General features: G+C 62.9%; 20 protein-coding genes. 5 read left to right on the top strand and 15 right to left on the bottom strand.

Annotated elements, in window-relative coordinates; genetic code table 11:
- Positions 1-55: 55 nt before the first annotated feature.
- From ACMGG8_RS07835 to ACMGG8_RS07795, 9 genes are all read right to left on the bottom strand, one after another.
- Positions 56-1,213 (bottom strand): D-alanyl-D-alanine carboxypeptidase family protein, encoded by a 1,158-nt coding sequence (locus tag ACMGG8_RS07835; RefSeq protein ID WP_060841255.1) that lies wholly within the window; start codon positions 1,211-1,213, stop codon positions 56-58.
- Positions 1,214-1,399: 186 nt separating this feature from the next.
- A complete protein-coding gene (locus ACMGG8_RS07830; RefSeq protein WP_060844725.1) occupies positions 1,400-2,401 on the bottom strand; it encodes a septal ring lytic transglycosylase RlpA family protein in 1,002 nt (333 codons plus the stop codon).
- A complete protein-coding gene (gene mltB / locus ACMGG8_RS07825) occupies positions 2,401-3,423 on the bottom strand; it encodes a lytic murein transglycosylase B (RefSeq protein WP_414159409.1) in 1,023 nt (340 codons plus the stop codon). Before mltB ends, ACMGG8_RS07830 begins: the two co-directional genes overlap by 1 nt.
- A 5-nt stretch (positions 3,424-3,428) precedes the next feature.
- Positions 3,429-4,532 (bottom strand): rod shape-determining protein RodA, encoded by a 1,104-nt coding sequence (gene rodA, locus ACMGG8_RS07820; protein ID WP_047306242.1) that lies wholly within the window; start codon positions 4,530-4,532, stop codon positions 3,429-3,431.
- Positions 4,533-4,563: 31 nt separating this feature from the next.
- On the bottom strand, positions 4,564-6,459 hold the full coding sequence (gene mrdA, locus ACMGG8_RS07815) for a penicillin-binding protein 2 (protein ID WP_060841258.1): 1,896 nt from the start codon (positions 6,457-6,459) through the stop codon (positions 4,564-4,566).
- Between the two features lie 12 nt (positions 6,460-6,471).
- A complete protein-coding gene (gene rlmH, locus ACMGG8_RS07810) occupies positions 6,472-6,939 on the bottom strand; it encodes a 23S rRNA (pseudouridine(1915)-N(3))-methyltransferase RlmH (RefSeq protein ID WP_011063671.1) in 468 nt (155 codons plus the stop codon).
- 9 nt (positions 6,940-6,948) lie between these two features.
- Positions 6,949-7,371, bottom strand: a complete 423-nt coding sequence (gene rsfS / locus ACMGG8_RS07805; RefSeq protein WP_015637171.1) for a ribosome silencing factor — start codon at positions 7,369-7,371, stop codon at positions 6,949-6,951.
- 60 nt (positions 7,372-7,431) lie between these two features.
- A complete protein-coding gene (gene nadD / locus ACMGG8_RS07800; RefSeq protein WP_060841259.1) occupies positions 7,432-8,076 on the bottom strand; it encodes a nicotinate-nucleotide adenylyltransferase in 645 nt (214 codons plus the stop codon).
- Positions 8,076-9,341 (bottom strand): glutamate-5-semialdehyde dehydrogenase, encoded by a 1,266-nt coding sequence (locus ACMGG8_RS07795; RefSeq protein ID WP_414159408.1) that lies wholly within the window; start codon positions 9,339-9,341, stop codon positions 8,076-8,078. The genes nadD and ACMGG8_RS07795 overlap by 1 nt, the downstream gene beginning before the upstream one ends.
- Positions 9,342-9,516: 175 nt before the next feature.
- On the opposite strand from ACMGG8_RS07795, the gene ACMGG8_RS07790 reads away from it, so the two are divergent.
- Together ACMGG8_RS07790 and ACMGG8_RS07785 are read left to right on the top strand one after the other, a co-directional pair.
- Complete coding sequence (locus tag ACMGG8_RS07790) at positions 9,517-10,203, top strand: DNA-3-methyladenine glycosylase (RefSeq protein WP_414159407.1); 687 nt, start codon at positions 9,517-9,519, stop codon at positions 10,201-10,203.
- 48 nt (positions 10,204-10,251) lie between these two features.
- Positions 10,252-11,568: a bifunctional DedA family/phosphatase PAP2 family protein gene (locus ACMGG8_RS07785; RefSeq protein ID WP_414159406.1), complete on the top strand. Its 1,317-nt coding sequence runs from the start codon at positions 10,252-10,254 to the stop codon at positions 11,566-11,568.
- Positions 11,569-11,604: 36 nt separating this feature from the next.
- On the opposite strand, the gene ACMGG8_RS07780 is transcribed toward ACMGG8_RS07785, so the two are convergent.
- From ACMGG8_RS07780 to ACMGG8_RS07770, 3 genes are read right to left on the bottom strand one after another with little or no spacing between them, the layout of a single operon-like run.
- Positions 11,605-12,195, bottom strand: coding sequence for an LON peptidase substrate-binding domain-containing protein (locus tag ACMGG8_RS07780; RefSeq protein WP_060841263.1), 591 nt, complete (start codon positions 12,193-12,195; stop codon positions 11,605-11,607).
- Between the two features lie 10 nt (positions 12,196-12,205).
- Positions 12,206-12,922, bottom strand: coding sequence for an LrgB family protein (locus tag ACMGG8_RS07775; RefSeq protein ID WP_060841264.1), 717 nt, complete (start codon positions 12,920-12,922; stop codon positions 12,206-12,208).
- On the bottom strand, positions 12,919-13,281 hold the full coding sequence (locus ACMGG8_RS07770) for a CidA/LrgA family protein (RefSeq protein ID WP_060841265.1): 363 nt from the start codon (positions 13,279-13,281) through the stop codon (positions 12,919-12,921). The genes ACMGG8_RS07775 and ACMGG8_RS07770 overlap by 4 nt, the downstream gene beginning before the upstream one ends.
- A gap of 178 nt (positions 13,282-13,459) precedes the next feature.
- Between ACMGG8_RS07770 and ACMGG8_RS07765 the strand changes: the two genes are divergently transcribed.
- The 3 genes from ACMGG8_RS07765 to ACMGG8_RS07755 all read left to right on the top strand — a co-directional run bounded on the left by ACMGG8_RS07765 (position 13,460) and on the right by ACMGG8_RS07755 (position 16,408).
- Positions 13,460-13,915, top strand: a complete 456-nt coding sequence (locus tag ACMGG8_RS07765; RefSeq protein ID WP_060841266.1) for a MaoC family dehydratase — start codon at positions 13,460-13,462, stop codon at positions 13,913-13,915.
- A gap of 103 nt (positions 13,916-14,018) precedes the next feature.
- Positions 14,019-15,737 (top strand): C13 family peptidase, encoded by a 1,719-nt coding sequence (locus ACMGG8_RS07760; protein WP_414159405.1) that lies wholly within the window; start codon positions 14,019-14,021, stop codon positions 15,735-15,737.
- 29 nt (positions 15,738-15,766) lie between these two features.
- Positions 15,767-16,408, top strand: coding sequence for an oxidoreductase (locus ACMGG8_RS07755; RefSeq protein ID WP_060842018.1), 642 nt, complete (start codon positions 15,767-15,769; stop codon positions 16,406-16,408).
- A gap of 59 nt (positions 16,409-16,467) precedes the next feature.
- Here the strand turns inward: ACMGG8_RS07755 and ACMGG8_RS07750 are convergent, their stop codons facing one another.
- The 3 genes from ACMGG8_RS07750 to mpl are packed head-to-tail and all read right to left on the bottom strand — an operon-like array spanning position 16,468 to position 18,726.
- The gene (locus tag ACMGG8_RS07750; protein WP_060841268.1) at positions 16,468-16,755 is read right to left on the bottom strand and encodes a YceK/YidQ family lipoprotein; all 288 of its coding nucleotides are present in this window, start codon (positions 16,753-16,755) and stop codon (positions 16,468-16,470) included.
- Positions 16,748-17,380 (bottom strand): flavin prenyltransferase UbiX, encoded by a 633-nt coding sequence (gene ubiX, locus ACMGG8_RS07745; RefSeq protein ID WP_016966094.1) that lies wholly within the window; start codon positions 17,378-17,380, stop codon positions 16,748-16,750. Before ubiX ends, ACMGG8_RS07750 begins: the two co-directional genes overlap by 8 nt.
- Positions 17,377-18,726: a UDP-N-acetylmuramate:L-alanyl-gamma-D-glutamyl-meso-diaminopimelate ligase gene (mpl, locus tag ACMGG8_RS07740; protein WP_060841269.1), complete on the bottom strand. Its 1,350-nt coding sequence runs from the start codon at positions 18,724-18,726 to the stop codon at positions 17,377-17,379. The genes ubiX and mpl overlap by 4 nt, the downstream gene beginning before the upstream one ends.
- Positions 18,727-18,764 lie beyond the last annotated feature (38 nt).

Raw genomic sequence — 18,764 nt, 5'->3', positions numbered from 1 at the left:
CGACGGACATGACCCCCGCTCCACTTCGGAGCGAGGGCCACGCAGGTCGACAATATCAGTTGAACAAACCGTAGAAGAATAGGCGGATGCTATCCCACATGCGGCGGAAGATACCACCTTCGTCGACCGCTTCCAGAGCGATCAGATCGGCGCTGTGCACCACCTTATCGTCCAGCTTCACTTCGACTTTACCAATCACGTCGCCCTTGGCGATCGGCGCAACCAGATGCGGGTTCATGGTCATGCTGGCAGCGAGCTTTTTCAGCTGGCCTTTAGGCATGGTCATGGTCAGATCTTCGGCCAGACCGGCCTTGACCTGATGAGTGGTGCCTTTCCAGACCTGGGCCTGGGCCAGCTCGGTGCCCTTCTGGTAGAAGGTCTGGGTTTCGAAGAAGCGGAAGCCATAGGTCAGCAGCTTCTGGGTTTCGGCGGCGCGCGCCTGCTCGCTGTTGGTGCCGAACACCACGGCGATCAGACGCATGCCATCACGCACGGCCGAAGACACCATGCAGTAGCCGGCCTCGTCAGTGTGGCCGGTTTTCAGACCGTCGACGGTCTTGTCGCGCCACAGCAACAGGTTACGGTTGGGCTGCTTGATACCGTTCCAGAAGAACTCCTTCTGCGAGTAGATGGCGTAGTGGGCCGGGTCTTCGTGGATGATCGCCCGCGCCAGCAGCGCCATGTCGTGAGCCGACGAATAGTGCTCGGGATTCGGCAGACCGGTAGGGTTCATGAAGTGGCTGTTGCTCATGCCCAGGTCGGCCGCCGTCTTGTTCATCATGTCGGCGAACGCGTCCTCGCTACCGGCAATGTGCTCGGAAACCGCGACACTGGCATCGTTACCCGACTGGATGATGATCCCGTGCAGCAGGTCGCTGACGGTGACCTGCGATCCCACCTTGATGAACATCCGCGAACCGCCGGTACGCCAGGCGTTTTCGCTGACGGTCACCGGGTCGTTCTCACCGATCTGACCGCGACGGATCTCCAGGGTCGCGATGTAGGCAGTCATCAGCTTGGTCAGGCTGGCTGGCGGCAGGCGCTGGTCACCATTGTTCTCCACCAGCACGTTACCGCTGCTGGCGTCCATGAGCACATAGGATTTGGCGGCCAGTTGCGGTGGCGACGGCATCGCTTCGACCGCCCAGGCGGCGGGCGTGATGATCAGCGGGACAAGCAGGCACAGGCGTTTGGCAAAGGTGGTGATGTTCATCCGTCTCTCGAAGTTGCTAATGGAAACTTGCCCCGGAGGGCAAAACTATTTCAGACAGCCTTCTGACGAGCTGTCGCGTATGCAGTTGTTCACTCACTGACCCTTGCCGGGCTTTTGTTGTTCGACGAGCCAACAACCAGGGTCCGCCCCCCAATACCGCGAGCGGACCTTCAATCTTCAATGTTCCTACTCGGCGGTGACCACACTGGGCTGACCCAGGTTAGCCAAGCGCACGCTGTTCTGCGCTTGCTGGGCCTCACCCGGCGTGCCGAACGGCCCCAGGCGAACCCGGTGCAGCGTCTGCTGGTTGCGCACGATCGAGCTGATGAACACCGGAGCGCTCACCATGCTGCTCAATTTCGACCTCAACAGCTCGGCAGCATCGGGGTTAGCGAAGGCGCCCACCTGCAAATACTGGCCTGAGGCGGCTGCAGGAGTGTTTTTCACTTGTACCGGAACCACTGCGGCCGCGTGTTGCTGAGGCGGCGGGGTCCATTGCTCGACAGTACCGGTGGAAGCCGTGACCACCGGCGCGCTATTTTGCGCCACTTGCGGCTCGTTGAGCATCAACGGCGCCGGACGGCCACGCTGAGCCCACCATTGCTGCGGATCGATGCCCTCGACCTTGACCCGGGCGGTGCCGGTTTCGGCATAGCCGAGTTTCTTCGCCGCCGCGTAGGACAGGTCGATGATCCGGTCGGAATAGAACGGACCGCGGTCGTTGACCCGCAGGATCACGCTGCGGTTGTTGTCCAGGTTGGTGACCCTTACGTAACTGGGCAATGGCAGGGTCTTGTGTGCGGCACTCATGCCATACAGGTCATAGACCTCGCCATTGGCAGTGTTCTGGCCATGGAACTTGGTGCCGTACCAGGACGCCGTGCCGGAAGCCACGTAGTTCTTCGACTCCTGGATCGGGAAGTAGGTCTTGCCCAGTACCGTATACGGATTGGCCTTGTACGGGCCGGTATGCAGGGTCGGAGTCGCATCGGGGATCCGCGAAACGTCGACATCCCACCAGGGCGCGCCATCCTTGTGGGCACGGTTGACGTCCAGCCCAGGCATGGAACGCACGGCATTCGAGGATTTCTGCTGCGGCGAGCGGCTCGTCGAGCAACTGACCACCAGCAAGGACAACGTGGCAAAAGCCAGCAGCTTCAGGGGTTTGCGGATTGGCATTGCCAGCATTACTTGACGCCCCGTGCTTGGACCAGCTGTTCAGACAACTGATGTACGGCCATGGCATACATCACGCTGCGGTTATAGCGAGTGATCGCGTAAAAATTCTTCAGACCCATCCAATATTCCGGGCCATTGTCACCTTCCAGGCGGAAAGCGGTGACCGGCATATCATCGCGCAGCGCATCATGACTCGACCAGCCCAGGGCTCGCAACTCCCCCACCGTCTTGGTCGGTTCGATGCCCGTGGTCAGGCCCTCGTCCACGCGATCGCCACGCACATCGGCGCGACTGACCACCGGCTCGCCGGCGACCCAGCCATGGCGCTTGAAGTAACTGGCCACACTGCCAATGGCATCGTCCGGGTTGGTCCAGATATTGATGTGCCCATCTCCGTCAAAATCCACCGCATAGGCGCGGAAACTGCTGGGCATGAACTGCGGCAGCCCCATGGCCCCGGCGTAGGACCCCTTGAGGCTCAGCGGATCGAGCTGCTCTTCGCGGGCCAGCAGCAGGAACTCGCGCAGCTCCTTGCGGAAGAACTCGGCCCGCGGCGGATAATCGAAACCCAGGGTCGATAAGGCGTCGATTACACGGTAATTCCCAGTATTGCGGCCGAAAAAGGTTTCAACGCCAATGATCGACACTATGACCTGGGCCGGCACGCCGTATTCCTGCTCGGCGCGGGCCAGGACCGCCTCATGCTGACGCCAGAAATCCACCCCACGGGCAATGCGCGCGTCGGTGATGAACATCGGCCGGTATTCCTTCCATTGCTTGACCCGCTCGGCAGGCCGCGAAATGGCGTCAAGAATCGACTGCTTGCGCTCGGCCTCGCGGAACACGCCCATCAGCTGTTCCCCGGCAAAGCCATAGTCCCGAGTCATTTCGCCGACGAATTCGGCCACTTGCGGCGAACCTTCGTAATCACCGGCGAACGCGGTTTGCGCTGCACCCAGGATGCCTACCAGACCGACCCACGGCGCTTGCCGAGCGGCCCAGCCACGCATTGCTTGCATTGAATTCTTCACCTTAATCAAACCTGCGCGATCCACTTGCGATGGGTATGGATCGACATCAAAACCCCAAACGCTGACAGTAGTGTCACCAGCGAAGTTCCTCCGTAGCTAATGAACGGCAACGGCACTCCCACCACCGGCAACAAGCCACTGACCATACCGATGTTGACGAAAACGTAAACAAAAAACGTCATGGTCAGGCTGCCTGCGAGCAACTTGCCGAACAGCGTCTGCGCCTGGGCGGTGATCACCAGCCCGCGCCCGATCAACAGCAGATAGATCAAAAGCAGCGCACAGATGCCCACCAGGCCGAACTCCTCGCCCATGACCGCAATGATGAAGTCGGTGTGGCTCTCAGGCAAAAAGTCCAGGTGCGATTGGGTGCCCAGCAACCAGCCCTTGCCGAAAACCCCACCGGAACCGATCGCCGCCTTGGACTGGATGATGTTCCAGCCAGTGCCCAGGGGATCGCTTTCAGGGTCGAGGAAAGTCAGGATCCGCTGCTTCTGGTAGTCATGCATGATGAAGAACCACATGGCGATCGCCACTGGCACCGCGGCCGCCAGCACGCTGAGGATCCAGCGCCAGCGCAGGCCGCCCATGAACAGTACGAAAGTGCCACCGGCCAGGATCAGCAAGGCCGTCCCCAGGTCCGGCTGGCGCACGATCAGGATGAACGGAATGCCGATCAGGATCAGGCTGATCCCCACATGCTTGAGATGCGGCGGCAGCGTGCGCTTGGACAGGTACCAGGCGATGGTCGCCGGCATGATGATCTTCATGAACTCCGACGGCTGGAAGCGGATCACCCCGGGAATGTTGATCCAGCGGGTCGCCCCCATGGCGTTGTGGCCCATGACGTCCACCACCACCAGCAACACCACCCCGAACACATAAGCCAGGGGCACCCAGCGCGCCATGAAACGCGGCTCGAACTGGGCGATGACAATCATCGATACCAGGCCGATGCCAAAGGACGTGGCCTGCTTGGCCAACAGGTCCCAGCTCTTGCCGCTGGCCGAATACAACACGAACAGGCTGCCGGCGGCCAGCGTCAGCAGCAGCACCAGCAAGGGGCCATCGATATGCAGGCGCTGCAGCAGCGTCGCGCGGCGACGCATCACATCCTCGCTGGAGAGGATGCGGTCAAAATTACTCTTCACGGGCCGTAGCCTCCGCGCTGATAGGGCTGGCGAACTCAGGCTTGAGCTGGCCGTCCTGGCCGAGAAGCCAGGCATCCATCACCTGACGCACCACCGGAGCGGCAACACCGGACCCCGACTCACCGTTCTCGACCATGACCGAGACCACGATTTTCGGGTTTTCCGCCGGGGCGAAACCGACAAACAGGGCGTGGTCGCGGTGCCGTTCCTGAACCTTGGAGCGGTCGTACTTCTCACCCTGCTTGATGGCCACCACCTGGGCCGTACCACTCTTGCCGGCAATGCGATACGGCGATCCGATTGCCGCCTTGCGCGCCGTGCCCCGGGCACCGTGCATCACTTGCTGCATGCCGTGATTGACCTTCAGCCAATCCGAGGGATCACGCAGGACGATGTCCGGCATCGGGTTGTGATCCACCGGCTTCTCGCCTTCGATGGTCTTGGCCAGGTGCGGCCGGTTCCACTTGCCCTTGCTGGCGACCAGCGCAGTGGCCTGGGCCAGCTGCAACGGCGTGGATTGCATGTAGCCCTGGCCGATCCCGAGAATCAGGGTTTCCCCCGGGAACCAAGCCTGGCGCCGGGTGGCACGCTTCCATTCACGGGTCGGCATCAGCCCCGGGGACTCCTCGAACATGTCCAGGGAGACCTTCTGGCCAATCCCGAACTTGCTCAGGTAGGCCGAGAGCCGATCGATGCCCAGCTTGTGAGCCAGGTCGTAGAAATAGGTGTCATTGGACCGCATGATCGCGGTATCCAGGTCGACATAACCGTCACCGGTACGGTTCCAGTTACGGTACTTGTGATCGTAGTTGGGCAACTGGTAGTAACCCGGGTCGTAGACGCGGGACGCCGCCGTGACCACCCCGGCATCCAGCCCGGCAATGGCTACCGCGGGCTTGATGGTCGAGCCCGGTGGATACAGGCCGCGCAGCACCCGGTTGAACAGTGGCCGGTCGATCGAGTCACGCAACTCGGCATAGGCCTTGAAGCTGATGCCGGTCACGAACAGATTGGGATCGAAGCTCGGCTGGCTGACCATCGCCAGCACTTCACCGGTGTTCGGATCCAGCGCGACCACCGCACCACGGCGCCCGCCGAGGGCCAGTTCCGCAGCCTCCTGCAGCTTGATGTCCAGACTCAGGACAATGTCCTTGCCGGGAATCGGATCGGTGCGCTTGAGCACCCGCAGCACCCGCCCACGAGCGTTGGTTTCCACCTCTTCGTAGCCGACCTGGCCGTGCAGTTCCGGCTCGTAGAAACGCTCGATGCCGGTCTTGCCGATATGGTGGGTGCCGCTGTAGTTCACCGGGTCCAGGGACTTCAGCTCTTTCTCGTTGATCCGCCCCATGTAGCCCACGGAATGCGCAAAGTGCGCGCCCTGAGGGTAATGCCGGACCAGCTGGGCCACCACTTCCACCCCGGGCAGACGGAACTGGTTCACCGCGATTCGGGCGATCTGCTCTTCGGTCAGCTCGAACAGAATCGGCACCGGCTCGAAGGGACGCCGCCCCTGCTTCATGCGCTTTTCGAACAGCACCCGATCTTCCGGAGTCAGCTCCAGCACCTCGACGATCACATCGAGGACCTTCTGCCAGTCACCGGAACGCTCCCGGGTCATGCTCAGACTGAAGCTGGGCCGGTTGTCAGCCACCACCACGCCGTTGCGGTCGAAAATCAGCCCGCGAGTCGGAGGAATCGGCTGCACATGCACCCGATTATTCTCCGAAAGCGTGGAGTGATAGTCGTACTGGATCACCTGCAGGTAATACAGCCGGGCAATCAGCACACCAATCAGGCAGATCACCATAATGGCGCCGAACACGACCCGGCCACGCACCAGACGGGCGTCTTTTTCGTGGTCCTTGATACGGATCGGCTGGGACATTAGGGGCGCGGGCTACTTGTGGTAAGGGTGCCCGGACAGCACGGTCCAGGCGCGATACAGCTGTTCACCGATGAGAATCCGCACCAGCGGGTGCGGCAGGGTCAGCGGCGACAGCGACCAGCGCTGATCGGCCCGCGCACAAACCTCCGGCGCCAGCCCTTCCGGGCCGCCGACCATGAAATTCACCGTGCGCGAATCGAGGCGCCAGCGATCCAGTTCCACCGCCAGTTGCTCGGTGCTCCAGGGCTTGCCATGCACCTCAAGGGTAACGATGCGCTCGTTATGCCCGACCTTGGCCAGCATGGCCTCGCCTTCCTGACGGATAAAGCGAGCCACGTCGGCGTTCTTGCCCCGGGTATTGAGCGGAATTTCCACCAGTTCCAGCGCCAGCTCGGAGGGCAGACGCTTGGCATATTCGTGCCAACCCTCTTCCACCCACTTGGGCATGCGTGAACCGACAGCGATCAGACGCAGGCGCACAGCCGTCCCTTATTGCTGGTCTTTGTTGAGCTTGGTGAAGTGCTCGTGGCCATGCTCCGGGCTGTGGTGCTTGCCATCGGCCGCGCGGCTCTGCTCGGCGCCCTGCCACAGGCGTTCCAGGTCGTAGAACTGGCGGGCCGAGGCGGTCATCATGTGCACGATCACGTCGTCCAGGTCCAGCAGCACCCAGTCACTGTCGCCCTTGCCTTCCTCACCCAGTGGACGCACGCCCTGGGCCTTGACCATTTCGCGGACCTTTTCCAGCATCGCGCCGATCTGGCGGTTGGAAGTACCGGTGGCGATGATCATGTAGTCGGTGATGCTCTGCTTGTCGCGAACATCGATCACCAGGACGTCCTGGGCCTTGACGTCTTCCAGCGCGGCGACAGCCACCTTGACCAGATCTTCGCCTTTCATTACTTGGTTAGTCATATAAAACTCGTTCAGCTCGTATGTTTGGAGCGCCGCTCAGCACAGGCCGGCAGCGTTCCTTCAGTTCGGCGCACGGTAAAGTCCGTGAGCATCGATATAGGCCAGGACCGCGTCAGGCACCAGGAAACGTACCGACTTACCGCTGGCCAGCAGTTGACGGATCTGGGTGGCGGACACCGCAAGCGGCGTCTGCCAGACGAATGCAATGTGCCCCCCCGGCCCTTGCAGGGCCAGTGGGTCGCTCACCGAGCGCGCCGCCAGCAGGTTGCGCAAGGCATCCGGCGGTTCGCTGTCGGCATCCGGGCGTTGCAGCACCAGGATGTGGCAATGCTGGAGAAGTTCTTCCCAGCGATGCCAGGTGGGCAGGCCGCAAAACGCGTCCCAGCCCAGTAACAGAAACAACTGGTCATCCGCGGCCAACTCGGCCCGCATCTGTTCCAGGGTGTCGATGGTGTAGGACGGTTTGTCCCGCTTCAGCTCACGGTCGTCCACCACCAGGGGGGAAACGCCCGCCACCGCACATTCGACCATCGCCAGACGATCGAGCGCCGACACCTGCGGTGTATCCCGATGCGGCGGCCTGGCACTGGGGGCCAGGCGCAGCTCATCGAGTTGCAGGGATTCCGCCACCTCCAGTGCGCCACGCAAGTGGCCGATATGCACTGGATCGAAGGTGCCGCCCAGCAGACCGATACGTTTGCCCATCAAGTGCGCACGTGACCGTCGCCGAAGACTACGTATTTCTCGCTGGTCAGGCCTTCCAGGCCCACCGGGCCGCGGGCATGCAGCTTGTCGGTGGAGATGCCGATCTCCGCGCCCAGGCCGTACTCGAAGCCGTCGGCAAAACGCGTCGAGGCGTTGACCATGACCGAACTGGAATCCACTTCGTTGAGGAAGCGCCGGGCATCACTGAAGTTCTCGGTGACGATCGAGTCGGTATGGTGCGAGCCATAGGTATTGATGTGCTCGATGGCCTGCTCCAGGTTGTCCAGCACCCGGATCGAGAGGATCGGCGCGGTGTACTCGGTGCGCCAGTCTTCTTCGGTCGCTTGCAGCACGTCGGCCCCCAGGATCGCGCGGGTTTGCTCGCAGCCGCGCAGTTCGACGCCCTTGTCGCGATAGATCGCGGCCAGCGGCGGTAATACACGCTCGGCAATGGCGGCGTGAACCAGCAGGGTTTCCATGGTGTTGCACGGGGCGTAGCGCTGGGTCTTGGCGTTGTCGGCAATGCGAATCGCCTTGTCCAGGTCCGCCGCCACATCGATATACACGTGGCAGACGCCGTCCAGGTGCTTGATCACCGGAACCTTGGCGTCACGGCTGACCCGCTCGATCAGGCTCTTGCCACCACGGGGCACGATCACGTCGACGAATTCGGGCATGGTGATCAGCGCCCCCACCGCGGCGCGGTCGGTGGTTTCCACCACCTGCACCACGTGGGGCGGCAGGTCGGCCGCCGCCAGGCCCTGCTGAATGCAGGTGGCGATGGCACGGTTGGAATGGATTGCCTCGGAACCGCCACGCAGGATGGTGGCGTTACCGGACTTCAGGCACAGGCTGGCGGCATCGATGGTCACGTTCGGACGCGATTCGTAGATGATGCCGATCACCCCCAGGGGCACGCGCATCTTGCCCACCTGAATGCCCGAAGGCAGGTAGCGCATGTCGCGGATTTCACCGATGGGGTCAGGCAGCTTGGCCACCTGACGCAGGCCTTCGATCATCTCGTCGATACGCGCGGGCGTCAGCGCCAGACGATCCAGCAGAGCCGGCTCCAGACCATTGGCCCGGCCGTTGGCCAGGTCCTGCTCGTTGGCTGCGATCAGCTCCGGTCGCGCGGCGTCCAAGGCATCGGCAGCCGCCAGCAGCGCACGATTCTTCTGCGCGGTGGTGGCACGGGCGATCACCCGGGAAGCTTGGCGGGCAGCGCGACCCAAACGGGTCATGTAGTCAAGAACGGACTCAGTCATGGTCTGGTGTGGTCTTGGCAAAGAGGAAAGCGGCTGATTATAGCTGTCGCGCCCGTTCACGGACAGCGGTCACGGGCGGATGGTCGAAATGGAGTGTAAATACTCGTGCTTCAGCCTGAATTAAGCCTGGAGTTGTTACCATTGCGTCACTTTTTTCGCCATAACCCTCGCCGCCATGCCCATTCCAACCACCGCGCAGCCGCCCAAAGCCTTGCCTGACGGCTTTTTCGACCGTGATGCACAGTTGCTCGCCCGTGCACTGCTGGGCAAAGTCATCCGCCACAAGGTCGGCGAACTCTGGTTGTCCGCGCGCATTATCGAAACCGAAGCCTATTACTGCGAGGAAAAAGGCAGTCACGCCTCCCTCGGCTACACAGAAAAACGTAAGGCTTTGTTTCTAGATGGCGGCCACATCTATATGTACTACGCCCGTGGCGGCGACTCGCTGAACTTCAGCGCCCAGGGCCCCGGCAACGCGGTGCTGATCAAATCCGGCTACCCCTGGGTCGACCCGCTCTCAGGCCCTGCCAGCCTGGCGCAGATGCAACTGAACAACCCGGACGCCAGCGGTCATCCGCGCCCGGCGCAAAAGCTCTGCGCCGGCCAGACCCTGCTGTGCAAGGCCATGGGCCTCAAAGTCCCGAATTGGGATGCAAAACGTTTCGATCATGAAATCCTGTTCGTCGAGGACGTCGGCAGCACTGTGCCGCACATCATCCAGACCACGCGCCTAGGCATCCCCCATGGCCGCGACGAACACCTGATGTACCGTTTCGTCGATGCCGCCTTCGCCCCCTACTGCACTCGGAACCCGCTGCGACGCGGTCAGGTCGAAGGGCGCGACTACCTGATCCTCGGCTGAAGCAACGGCATCCGCCTCCCCGCCGCCAACCACAATGGAGTTGAATTTATGGGCCCATGGCTCGACAGCGTGACTGCCTGGCTGACCACCCACCCGCAATGGCTGGCCGCCGCCGTGTTCATCGTCGCCTGCGTGGAATGCCTGGCCATTGCCGGCCTGATTGTTCCGGGCACGGTGCTGCTGTTCGCGATTGCCGTGCTGGCCGGCAACGGCGCGCTGTCACTGGGGGAAACCCTGCTGCTGGGCCTGTTCGGCGGCCTGCTTGGGGACCTGGTGTCCTACCTGCTCGGACGCCACTTTCATCAGAGCATCCGCCGCCTGCCGGGCCTGCGGCAGCACCCGGAATGGATCAATGGCGCCGAGAACTACTTCCAGCGCTACGGTATCGCCAGCCTGTTGGTGGGACGCTTCATCGGTCCTCTGCGCCCCATGCTCCCCATGGTGGCGGGCATGTTCGACATGCCCTTCCCGCGCTTCATAGCCGTCAGCCTGCTGGCCGCGGCGGGCTGGTCCGTGGCTTACCTGCTGCCGGGATGGGCCACCGGTGCGGCGATCCGCCTGCCACTGCCCGAAGGTTTCTGGCCACAAGCCGGTGTCGTCGCCGGCGGCCTGGCACTGCTGATCGGCTTGAGCATCACCAGCAGCCTGCGGCGCCACCGCCGTGCGACCCTGCTGATGTCCGGCACCAGCCTGCTGGTCCTGGCGGGACTGTTCATCGGCTATCCCTATCTCACGGCATTCGACCAGGGGCTGATCGCGCTGGTGCAGGAACACCGGGACCCGGCCCTGGACAAGATCATGGTGATGATCACTCAGGTCGGCGAGTTTCGCGCCATGTTCATCACCAGCGCCGTGCTGACCTTGCTGCTTCTGGCCCTGCGGCAATGGCGCCACGCGGTATTCGCCGGGGCGACCCTGATGTGCACCGCCCTGGCCAATACCGGCAGCAAATGGTTTTTCGCCCGCCTGCGGCCTGAAGTCCTGAGCGATCCGCTCACCAGCTACAGCATGCCCAGCGGCCACGCCTCGGGCTCCTTTGCGCTGTTCCTGACCCTGGCGGTATTGGCCGGACGCGGCCAGCCGCCCAGGATGCGCCTGACCTGGCTACTGCTGGGTTGCCTGCCGGCGGCCTCGATTGCCCTGTCGCGGGTGTACCTGGGGGCTCACTGGCCCAGCGACATCCTCGCCGGTGCGATGCTGGCGACCTGCGTCTGTGCCGCCAGCCTGACCCTGATTCAATGGCAGACCCCGCTCAAGCCGATGCCGGCCAGGGCCTGGTGGATAGTGCTGCCAGTGATGCTGCTGATGTGCGGCTTCATGGCCATCCGGCACCTGCCCCACGCGCTGTTGCGCTACGCCTATTGACGAATCGGCGCGCCACCTGCCGCGACCGGTGCCGGCTCAGGCGAACAGCTCGCCCTGCAGCTCGTCCAGCAATTGCTGGATGGCATCGAGCCGCTGCTGCGGATCATCCAACTGCAGCAGGTCGATCTTGTCCTGCTCGGAGAAGGGCAGCAGGTAGGCCAGTTGATTGGCCAGGGACAATTGCCCCTCGGCCTCGCTGCCCATGTCCAGCGCCTCCACCATCGGATGCTCGGCCAAGGCCTTGAGCAGGGCGATCAGATCGGCGTCCTCTTCCTTCAGCGGCTGCTCGCTGGCCTCTTGCAGCCACTGGACCTGGGCCACGGTCAATTGATCCTTCTGCACTTCACTGCTGAGCACGCGAAAACGCCGGCCACCCTTGACCCTGATGCCCAGCAATCCATTGTCCTGCTGGTGGAAATCGGTGATCAGCGCCTCACAGCCCACCAGGGCATAGCCGGGCGCTGCAGGGCCGACCTCCTCGCCCTCCAGAATGCACACCACCCCGAAACCGCAGCCCTGCTTCATGCAACGGCCGATCATGTCCAGGTAGCGCGCCTCGAAAATCTGCAGATCGAGGATGCAGTCGGGAAACAACACGGTATTCAGGGGAAACAGTGCCAGGCTCATACACCCATCCTTAAACCAGCAAAGACACCGCCAACGGCAGCAACACCGCCGTGGCCACGCCCATCAGACTCATCGCCAGCGCCGCAAAGGCGCCGCACTCCTCACTTTCCTGCAACGCCACCGAAGTGCCCACGGCGTGGGCGGTCATGCCCAGCGCCATGCCCCGCGCCTCGGGACCATGCACCCCCAGGCGATCGAGAATGGCCGGGCCGAAGATCGCCCCGATCACCCCGGTGATCAACACGAACACCGCCGCCAATGCCGCCACCCCGCCGATCTGTTCGGCCACCAGCATGGCGATGGGCGAAGTCACCGACTTGGGCGCCATGGTCATCAGGATCATGTGCTCGGCGCCGAACCACCATCCCAGCGCCACCCCCAGACTGGTGGCCAGCAGCCCACCCACCACCAGCGTAGTGAAGATTGGCCAGAACAATTGACGAATGCGCCGCAGGTTGAGGTACAGCGGCACCGCCAGGGCCACTGTGGCCGGGCCCAGCAGAATGCTCAGGATCTCGGTGCTCTTGCGGTACTCGGCGTAACTCAGGCCACAGCCGAGCAACACACCGATCACCAGCAGCATGGAGACCAGCACCGGCTGCAGGAACATCCAGCGAGTCTTCTCGAAAGCCGCGAGCACCAGTTGATAGGCCCCCAGCGTGATGCCGATGCCGAACAGGGGATGGTGAATCACGGCTGCCCAGGCCCCTTGCCAATCGAAGGTCATTGGCGGTCCTCCCGGCGAGCCTGGCGCTTGACCAGGCGCTGCATCAGCACGCCGACAAAGGCCATGGAAATAACCAGCGACAACACCAGCGCGCCACTGATGGCCCAGAAGTCTGCGGCGATATCCCGGGCATAGACCATCACTCCCACGGCAGGCGGCACCAGCAGCAGCGGCAGATAACGCAGCAGGCTGCTGGCCGCCTGGCTCAACGGCTCTCCCACTTCACCGCGCAGCACCAGGAACACCAGGAGCAGCAACAGGCCAATGATGGGTCCGGGCAGCACGGGCAACAGCAGATGATTGAGCGCCGTGCCAAGCAATTGGAACAGCACCAGCCATGTCAAACCGCGTAACAACATACCGACTCTCCAGCCAGATCCCGTCGCGCATTATAAGCACGCAGGCGCTATGAACCGGCATTCGCCAAAAGCATGGATGTTTACCGGGAAGGATCGCCATGATGATCTAAAGTGGATATTTCGGAGCGCAAAGTACTGCGCCCAACACTAAAAAAACGTTGATCCAAGGAGAGTCTCAATGCCCCATGTTCCTGTTGCAGAGCTCAAAGATTATGTCGGGAAGGAACTCGGACGCTCCCCGTGGTTCACCATCGACCAGGAGCGAATCAACCTGTTTGCCGAAGCCACCGGCGACTTCCAGTTCATTCACGTCGATCCGGTCAAGGCGGCAAAGACCCCGTTTGGCACCACCATCGCCCACGGCTTCCTGACCCTGTCGCTGATCCCCAAACTGATGGAAGACATCCTCGTGCTGCCCGAAGGCCTGAAGATGGTGGTCAACTACGGCCTGGACAGCGTGCGCTTCATCCAGCCGGTGAAAGTCGACTCCAAGGTACGGCTCAAGGTCGAACTGACCGAGGTCACCGAGAAAAAGCCAGGCCAATGGCTGCTCAAGGCCACCGCCACCCTGGAGATCGAGGGCGAGGAAAAACCCGCCTACATCGCCGAGCCCCTGTCGCTCTGCTTCGTCTGAAACGCTCCTGATGCGAAACAGCTCACGCTGTTTCGCTCAACCTCTCTATATATAAGTCACACCGCTGCGGCATACTCGGTCCCCTAATTATCCGGAACCCGTTATGCGCCCACTTGTACCCCTGGTTTTGACCCTTTTGCTCAGCGCTTGCGGAGACGGCGAATCCCTGTTGCCGCCCGACGCCCGACTGCCGGACGGCGGACGCTATCGTGGCGACCTGGTCAATGGACTGCTCCAGGGACAGGGACGCATCGACTACCCCAACGGCAGCTGGTACGCCGGCCAGTTCGACAAGGGCCAATGGCACGGCCAGGGGGAATGGCACGGCAGCAATGGCGAGGTCTATCGCGGCCAGTTCCAGCAGGGCCTGTTCCATGGCCAAGGCACCCTGACCACCAAGGACAGCAGCTACAGCGGCGGCTTCAAGCTCGGCCGCCGGGACGGCGAAGGCACCCTCAAAGAAAACGGCATGACCTATCGCGGCGAATTCAAGGCCGACCTGTACTCGGGCCTGGGTCGCCTGGAGCTGGAAGACGGCAGCCAGTATCAGGGGCAGTTCGCCAAGGGCAAACCCAATGGCGAGGGCCAGCGCAGCGATGGCAACGGCAACCAGTTCACCGGCCACTTCGTCAACGGCCAGTTGGAAGGCAACGGCACCTTCAACAGCGCCGAGGGCGACATCTACGTCGGCGGCTTCAAACACAATCAGCTCAATGGCAAGGGCCGTTACGAAAACTCCGACGGCGACGTGTGGATCGGCCAATTCAAGGAAGGCGCCCTGGGCGGCAAGGGCGAGTTGATCGGTGCCGACGGCAGCCACTATATCGGCGGCTTCAGCGACTGGCGCTTCAGCGGCGAGGGACGCCTCAACCTCAGTGACGGCAGCTTCTACATTGGCGGCTTCGACAGCGACAACTATCAAGGCCGTGGCGTGCTGGTGCTGCGCGATGGCAGCGTGCAAAGCGGCGTGTGGAACAACGGCCTGCGGATTCGTGATGCCGACGGCAAGCTCTTGCCCGACCCGCTGGAAAGCGCCCTGCTGGTCCAGGGCCACTTGCTGCAAAAAGCCCTGGACGAGGTGCCCGCCTCCACCCCAGGCATCAAGCTCTACAGCCTGACCCTGGCCGGCGACGGCAAGCAGAGCGTGTTCCTGCGCGAAGCCGACTACGTCAGCAACATGCTCGCCAGCCGCTTCGGCGCCTATGGCCAGATCCGCCTGGTGAACCACCGCGACCACCTGACGAGCAGGCCGATGGCCACCCGGGAAAACCTGCGCCGCGCCGCCCAGACCCTGGCCGAACGCAGCAGCCCCGAGGACCTGGTGTTCATCTACCTCACCAGTCACGGCACCAGCGAACACGAACTGGTGCTGGATCAACCCCGCCTGGAGCTGGCGGACCTGCCCGCCGACGAGCTGGCCAGCGTCCTGGCCCCCTTGAAAAATCGCGACAAGATCATCGTCATCTCGTCCTGCTATTCCGGCGGCTTCATCCCCGCGCTGAAGGATGAGCGGACCCTGATCATGACCGCCTCCCAAGCCGACCGGGTCTCCTTCGGCTGTTCGGAAGAAGCCGACTTCACCTATTTCGGCGACGCGCTGTTCGCCCAGGCGCTGAACCAGACGGACGATCTGGAGCATGCCTTCAAGCTGGCCAGGGCCACCGTCGCCGAGCGCGAACAGGCAGATGGCTTCGAGGCGTCGGAACCCCAAATCTGGGCCCCCAAGGGGGTCATTGCCCACTGGCAACAACTGCGTAAACAGCAGGCACGAAAAGCGCTGCAAAGTGTCTCTATAGGCAGCAAGGAAGCACAGAGCAACTAAGCTGGAACCGTATCAAGGGGGGAATGACCATGTACTTGACGCCTCAGCACATCCTGCTCGCCGGCGCCTCAGGCCTGACCGGAGAGCAACTACTCGACCGCCTGCTCAACGAGCCCACCGTGGTTCGCGTCCTGGCACCCAGCAGACGCCCGTTAAGCGAGCACCCTCGCCTGGAAAACCCCGTTGGCGATCCGGCAGTGGTCCTGCCGCAATTGAGCGGCAAGGTGGAGATCGCCTTTTGCTGCCTGGGCACCACCATCAAGCAGGCCGGCTCCGAAGCGGCCTTCCGCGCGGTGGACCTGGATCTGGTGGTGGCCTTCGGCAAGCGCGCCCGGGAACTCGGGGCACGGCACCTGATAGTGATCAGTGCGCTGGGCGCCGATCCCAAGTCGTCGATTTTCTACAGCCGGGTCAAAGGTGAAATGGAAGAAGCCCTGAAACAGCAGGGCTGGCCACAACTGACCATTTGCCGGCCGTCATTGCTGCTGGGGGATCGTATCGAGCCGCGCCTGGGCGAGCAGCTGGCCGGGCCGCTGTCTCGACTGATCCCCGGGAAATACCGCGGCATCGAAGCCTGCCAGCTGGCCCGGGCCATGTGGCGCCTGGCGCTTGAAGAGCAGAACGGCACGCGGGTCGTCGAGTCCGACGAGCTGCGCAAACTGGGTAAATGAATCATTGCCGGCAAGCCGCTCCCGCACACGCCTGTGGGAACCGGCTTGCCACCGAGGCGCTACAACCCGCCCGTCGCCTGAAACCCCACCCCCAACACCGTCAGCACTGACAACGGCAGCAGCAGGGTATCGAGCACAGCGCTGGCCGGCAGATCCACCCCCGGATAGCTCGGCGCCTCGGCGCCAAAGCGGTCCATGGCGCAGCAGCCTCCCTGCATCGCATACAGGTCCAGGCGCGTCCCCGAATACACCACCGGCGCGCCCGGTTGTGCGGCGTTCAAGGTTCGCACCGTGGCGCATCCCGCCAGTTGCAGGACAGCCAGCAGGATCAACAGGGATTTATTCATCGCTGCTCAAATGATGCTCGCCCCAGCGCGGCAACATGTCCTGGGGAATGTTCAGCAGATTGAGAATCCGCGCCACCACGAAATCCACCAGGTCATCGATGGTCTGCGGCTGGTGATAGAAGCCCGGCGAGGCCGGCAGGATGGTCACCCCCATGTTGGACAGCTTGAGCATGTGCTCCAGATGAATACTGGAATACGGCGCCTCGCGCGGCACCAGGATCAGCTGCCGGCGCTCCTTGAGGGTGACGTCCGCCGCGCGTTCGATCAGGTTGTTGCAGGCCCCGGTGGCAATCGCCGACAAGGTGCCGGTGGAACAGGGCACCACTACCATCGCCGCCGGCGAGCCGGAACCCGAGGCCACCGGCGACATCCAGTCTTCCTTGCCGTAAACCCGGATCTGCCCCGCCGCTGCACCGGTGTACTCCGTGAGGAAGGCCTGCATCAACTGCGGCTTGGGTGGCAGGCTGACGTCGGTTTCCGTGGCCATCACCAGTTGCGCGGCCTTGGAGATCAGGAAGTGCACTTCCCGATCCTCGCGCACCAGACAATCGAGCAGGCGCAAACCGTACTGGGCGCCGGAGGCACCGGTCATGGCCAGGGTGATGCGTTCCGGGCCGTTGCTCATTGCAGTGCCTCGGCCAGTTTGCCGTGCAGGCCGCCGAAGCCGCCGTTGCTCATGATCACCACCTGAGTGCCCGGCTTGGCCTGGCTTTTCACCCGTTCGATGATGCCCTCCAGGGAGTCGCTGACAATCGACGGTACCGTACACAAGGCCGCCGTGGCCGCCAGGTCCCAGCCCAGGTTGGCCGGTGCATACCAGATCACTTGATCGGCCTGATTGACGCTCTCCGGCAGCCCGTCACGATGCGCGCCGAGCTTCATGGAATTGGAGCGCGGCTCGATGATGGCGATCACCGGGGCATCGCCGACCCGCTTGCGCAGGCCGTCCAGGGTGGTGGCAATGGCCGTCGGGTGGTGGGCGAAGTCGTCGTAGATGGTCACGCCGTGCACCTGCGCGACCTTCTCCATGCGTCGCTTCACGCTCTTGAACGCACTCAGGCCGGCAATGCCCATGGACGGCACCACGCCGACATGACGCGCGGCGGCCAGGGTCGCCAGGGCGTTGGCCACGTTGTGCTGCCCGGTCAGCTCCCACTCCACCACGCCCTGGCTCACACCCTCGAACATCACTTCAAAGGCCGAACCGTCGGCACTGAGCAACTTGACCTGCCACTGGCCACCGGCACCGGTGGTCTGCACCGGGGTCCAGCAGCCCATCTCGATCACCCGCTGCAAGGCCGGTTCGGTGGTGGGATGAATCACCAGGCCTTCGCTGGGGATGGTCCGCACCAGATGGTGGAACTGCCGCTCGATGGCCGCCAGGTCGGGGAAGATGTCCGCGTGATCGAACTCAAGGTTATTGAGGATCGCCGTGCGCGGGCGGTAATGGACGAACTTCGAGCGCTTGTCGAAGAAAGCGCTGTCGTATTCATCGGCCTCGATCACGAAGAACGGTGTGCCGCCCAGGCGCGCCGACACCGCGAAGTTCTGCGGCACGCCGCCGATCAGGAAGCCCGGGCTCATGCCAGCATGCTCCAGCACCCAGGCCAGCATGCTGCTGGTGGTGGTCTTGCCGTGGGTGCCGGCCACTGCCAGCACCCAGCGCCCTTGCAGCACGTGATCCGCCAGCCACTGCGGGCCGGACACGTAGGGCAGGCCCTTGTTCAGTACATATTCCACCGCCGGATTGCCCCGGGACATGGCATTGCCGATCACCACCAGATCCGGCGCCGGATCCAGCTGTGCAGGATCATAGCCTTGAGTCAGTTCGATGCCCTGGGCCTGCAACTGGGTGCTCATCGGCGGATAGACGTTGGCGTCGGAGCCCGTTACGCGATGGCCCAGCTCTTTGGCCAGAACCGCCATCGACCCCATGAAAGTGCCGCAGATACCGAGAATATGGATGTGCATAGTCGACCTCGAAAAACATCGGCGCAGGTTAGCCTAGA

It is taken from the genome of Pseudomonas sp. BNK-45, from assembly GCF_047456255.1.
Classification (GTDB): domain Bacteria; phylum Pseudomonadota; class Gammaproteobacteria; order Pseudomonadales; family Pseudomonadaceae; genus Aquipseudomonas.
Note: the sequence above shows the minus strand (reverse complement) of the source record. Positions and strands in the feature narration are given on the sequence as shown.

What these genes read in the sequence shown, in the direction of transcription:
- ACMGG8_RS07835 (WP_060841255.1), bottom strand. Translation starts at nt 1,213, where the DNA reads ATGAACATCACCACCTTTGCCAAACGCCTGTGCCTGCTTGTCCCGCTG.
- ACMGG8_RS07830 (WP_060844725.1), bottom strand. Translation starts at nt 2,401, where the DNA reads ATGCTGGCAATGCCAATCCGCAAACCCCTGAAGCTGCTGGCTTTTGCC.
- rodA (WP_047306242.1), bottom strand. Translation starts at nt 4,532, where the DNA reads ATGCGTCGCCGCGCGACGCTGCTGCAGCGCCTGCATATCGATGGCCCC.
- mrdA (WP_060841258.1), bottom strand. Translation starts at nt 6,459, where the DNA reads ATGTCCCAGCCGATCCGTATCAAGGACCACGAAAAAGACGCCCGTCTG.
- rsfS (WP_015637171.1), bottom strand. Translation starts at nt 7,371, where the DNA reads ATGACTAACCAAGTAATGAAAGGCGAAGATCTGGTCAAGGTGGCTGTC.
- nadD (WP_060841259.1), bottom strand. Translation starts at nt 8,076, where the DNA reads ATGGGCAAACGTATCGGTCTGCTGGGCGGCACCTTCGATCCAGTGCAT.
- ACMGG8_RS07795 (WP_414159408.1), bottom strand. Translation starts at nt 9,341, where the DNA reads ATGACTGAGTCCGTTCTTGACTACATGACCCGTTTGGGTCGCGCTGCC.
- ACMGG8_RS07790 (WP_414159407.1), top strand. Translation starts at nt 9,517, where the DNA reads ATGCCCATTCCAACCACCGCGCAGCCGCCCAAAGCCTTGCCTGACGGC.
- ACMGG8_RS07785 (WP_414159406.1), top strand. Translation starts at nt 10,252, where the DNA reads ATGGGCCCATGGCTCGACAGCGTGACTGCCTGGCTGACCACCCACCCG.
- ACMGG8_RS07780 (WP_060841263.1), bottom strand. Translation starts at nt 12,195, where the DNA reads ATGAGCCTGGCACTGTTTCCCCTGAATACCGTGTTGTTTCCCGACTGC.
- ACMGG8_RS07775 (WP_060841264.1), bottom strand. Translation starts at nt 12,922, where the DNA reads ATGACCTTCGATTGGCAAGGGGCCTGGGCAGCCGTGATTCACCATCCC.
- ACMGG8_RS07770 (WP_060841265.1), bottom strand. Translation starts at nt 13,281, where the DNA reads ATGTTGTTACGCGGTTTGACATGGCTGGTGCTGTTCCAATTGCTTGGC.
- ACMGG8_RS07765 (WP_060841266.1), top strand. Translation starts at nt 13,460, where the DNA reads ATGCCCCATGTTCCTGTTGCAGAGCTCAAAGATTATGTCGGGAAGGAA.
- ACMGG8_RS07760 (WP_414159405.1), top strand. Translation starts at nt 14,019, where the DNA reads ATGCGCCCACTTGTACCCCTGGTTTTGACCCTTTTGCTCAGCGCTTGC.
- ACMGG8_RS07755 (WP_060842018.1), top strand. Translation starts at nt 15,767, where the DNA reads ATGTACTTGACGCCTCAGCACATCCTGCTCGCCGGCGCCTCAGGCCTG.
- ACMGG8_RS07750 (WP_060841268.1), bottom strand. Translation starts at nt 16,755, where the DNA reads ATGAATAAATCCCTGTTGATCCTGCTGGCTGTCCTGCAACTGGCGGGA.
- ubiX (WP_016966094.1), bottom strand. Translation starts at nt 17,380, where the DNA reads ATGAGCAACGGCCCGGAACGCATCACCCTGGCCATGACCGGTGCCTCC.
- mpl (WP_060841269.1), bottom strand. Translation starts at nt 18,726, where the DNA reads ATGCACATCCATATTCTCGGTATCTGCGGCACTTTCATGGGGTCGATG.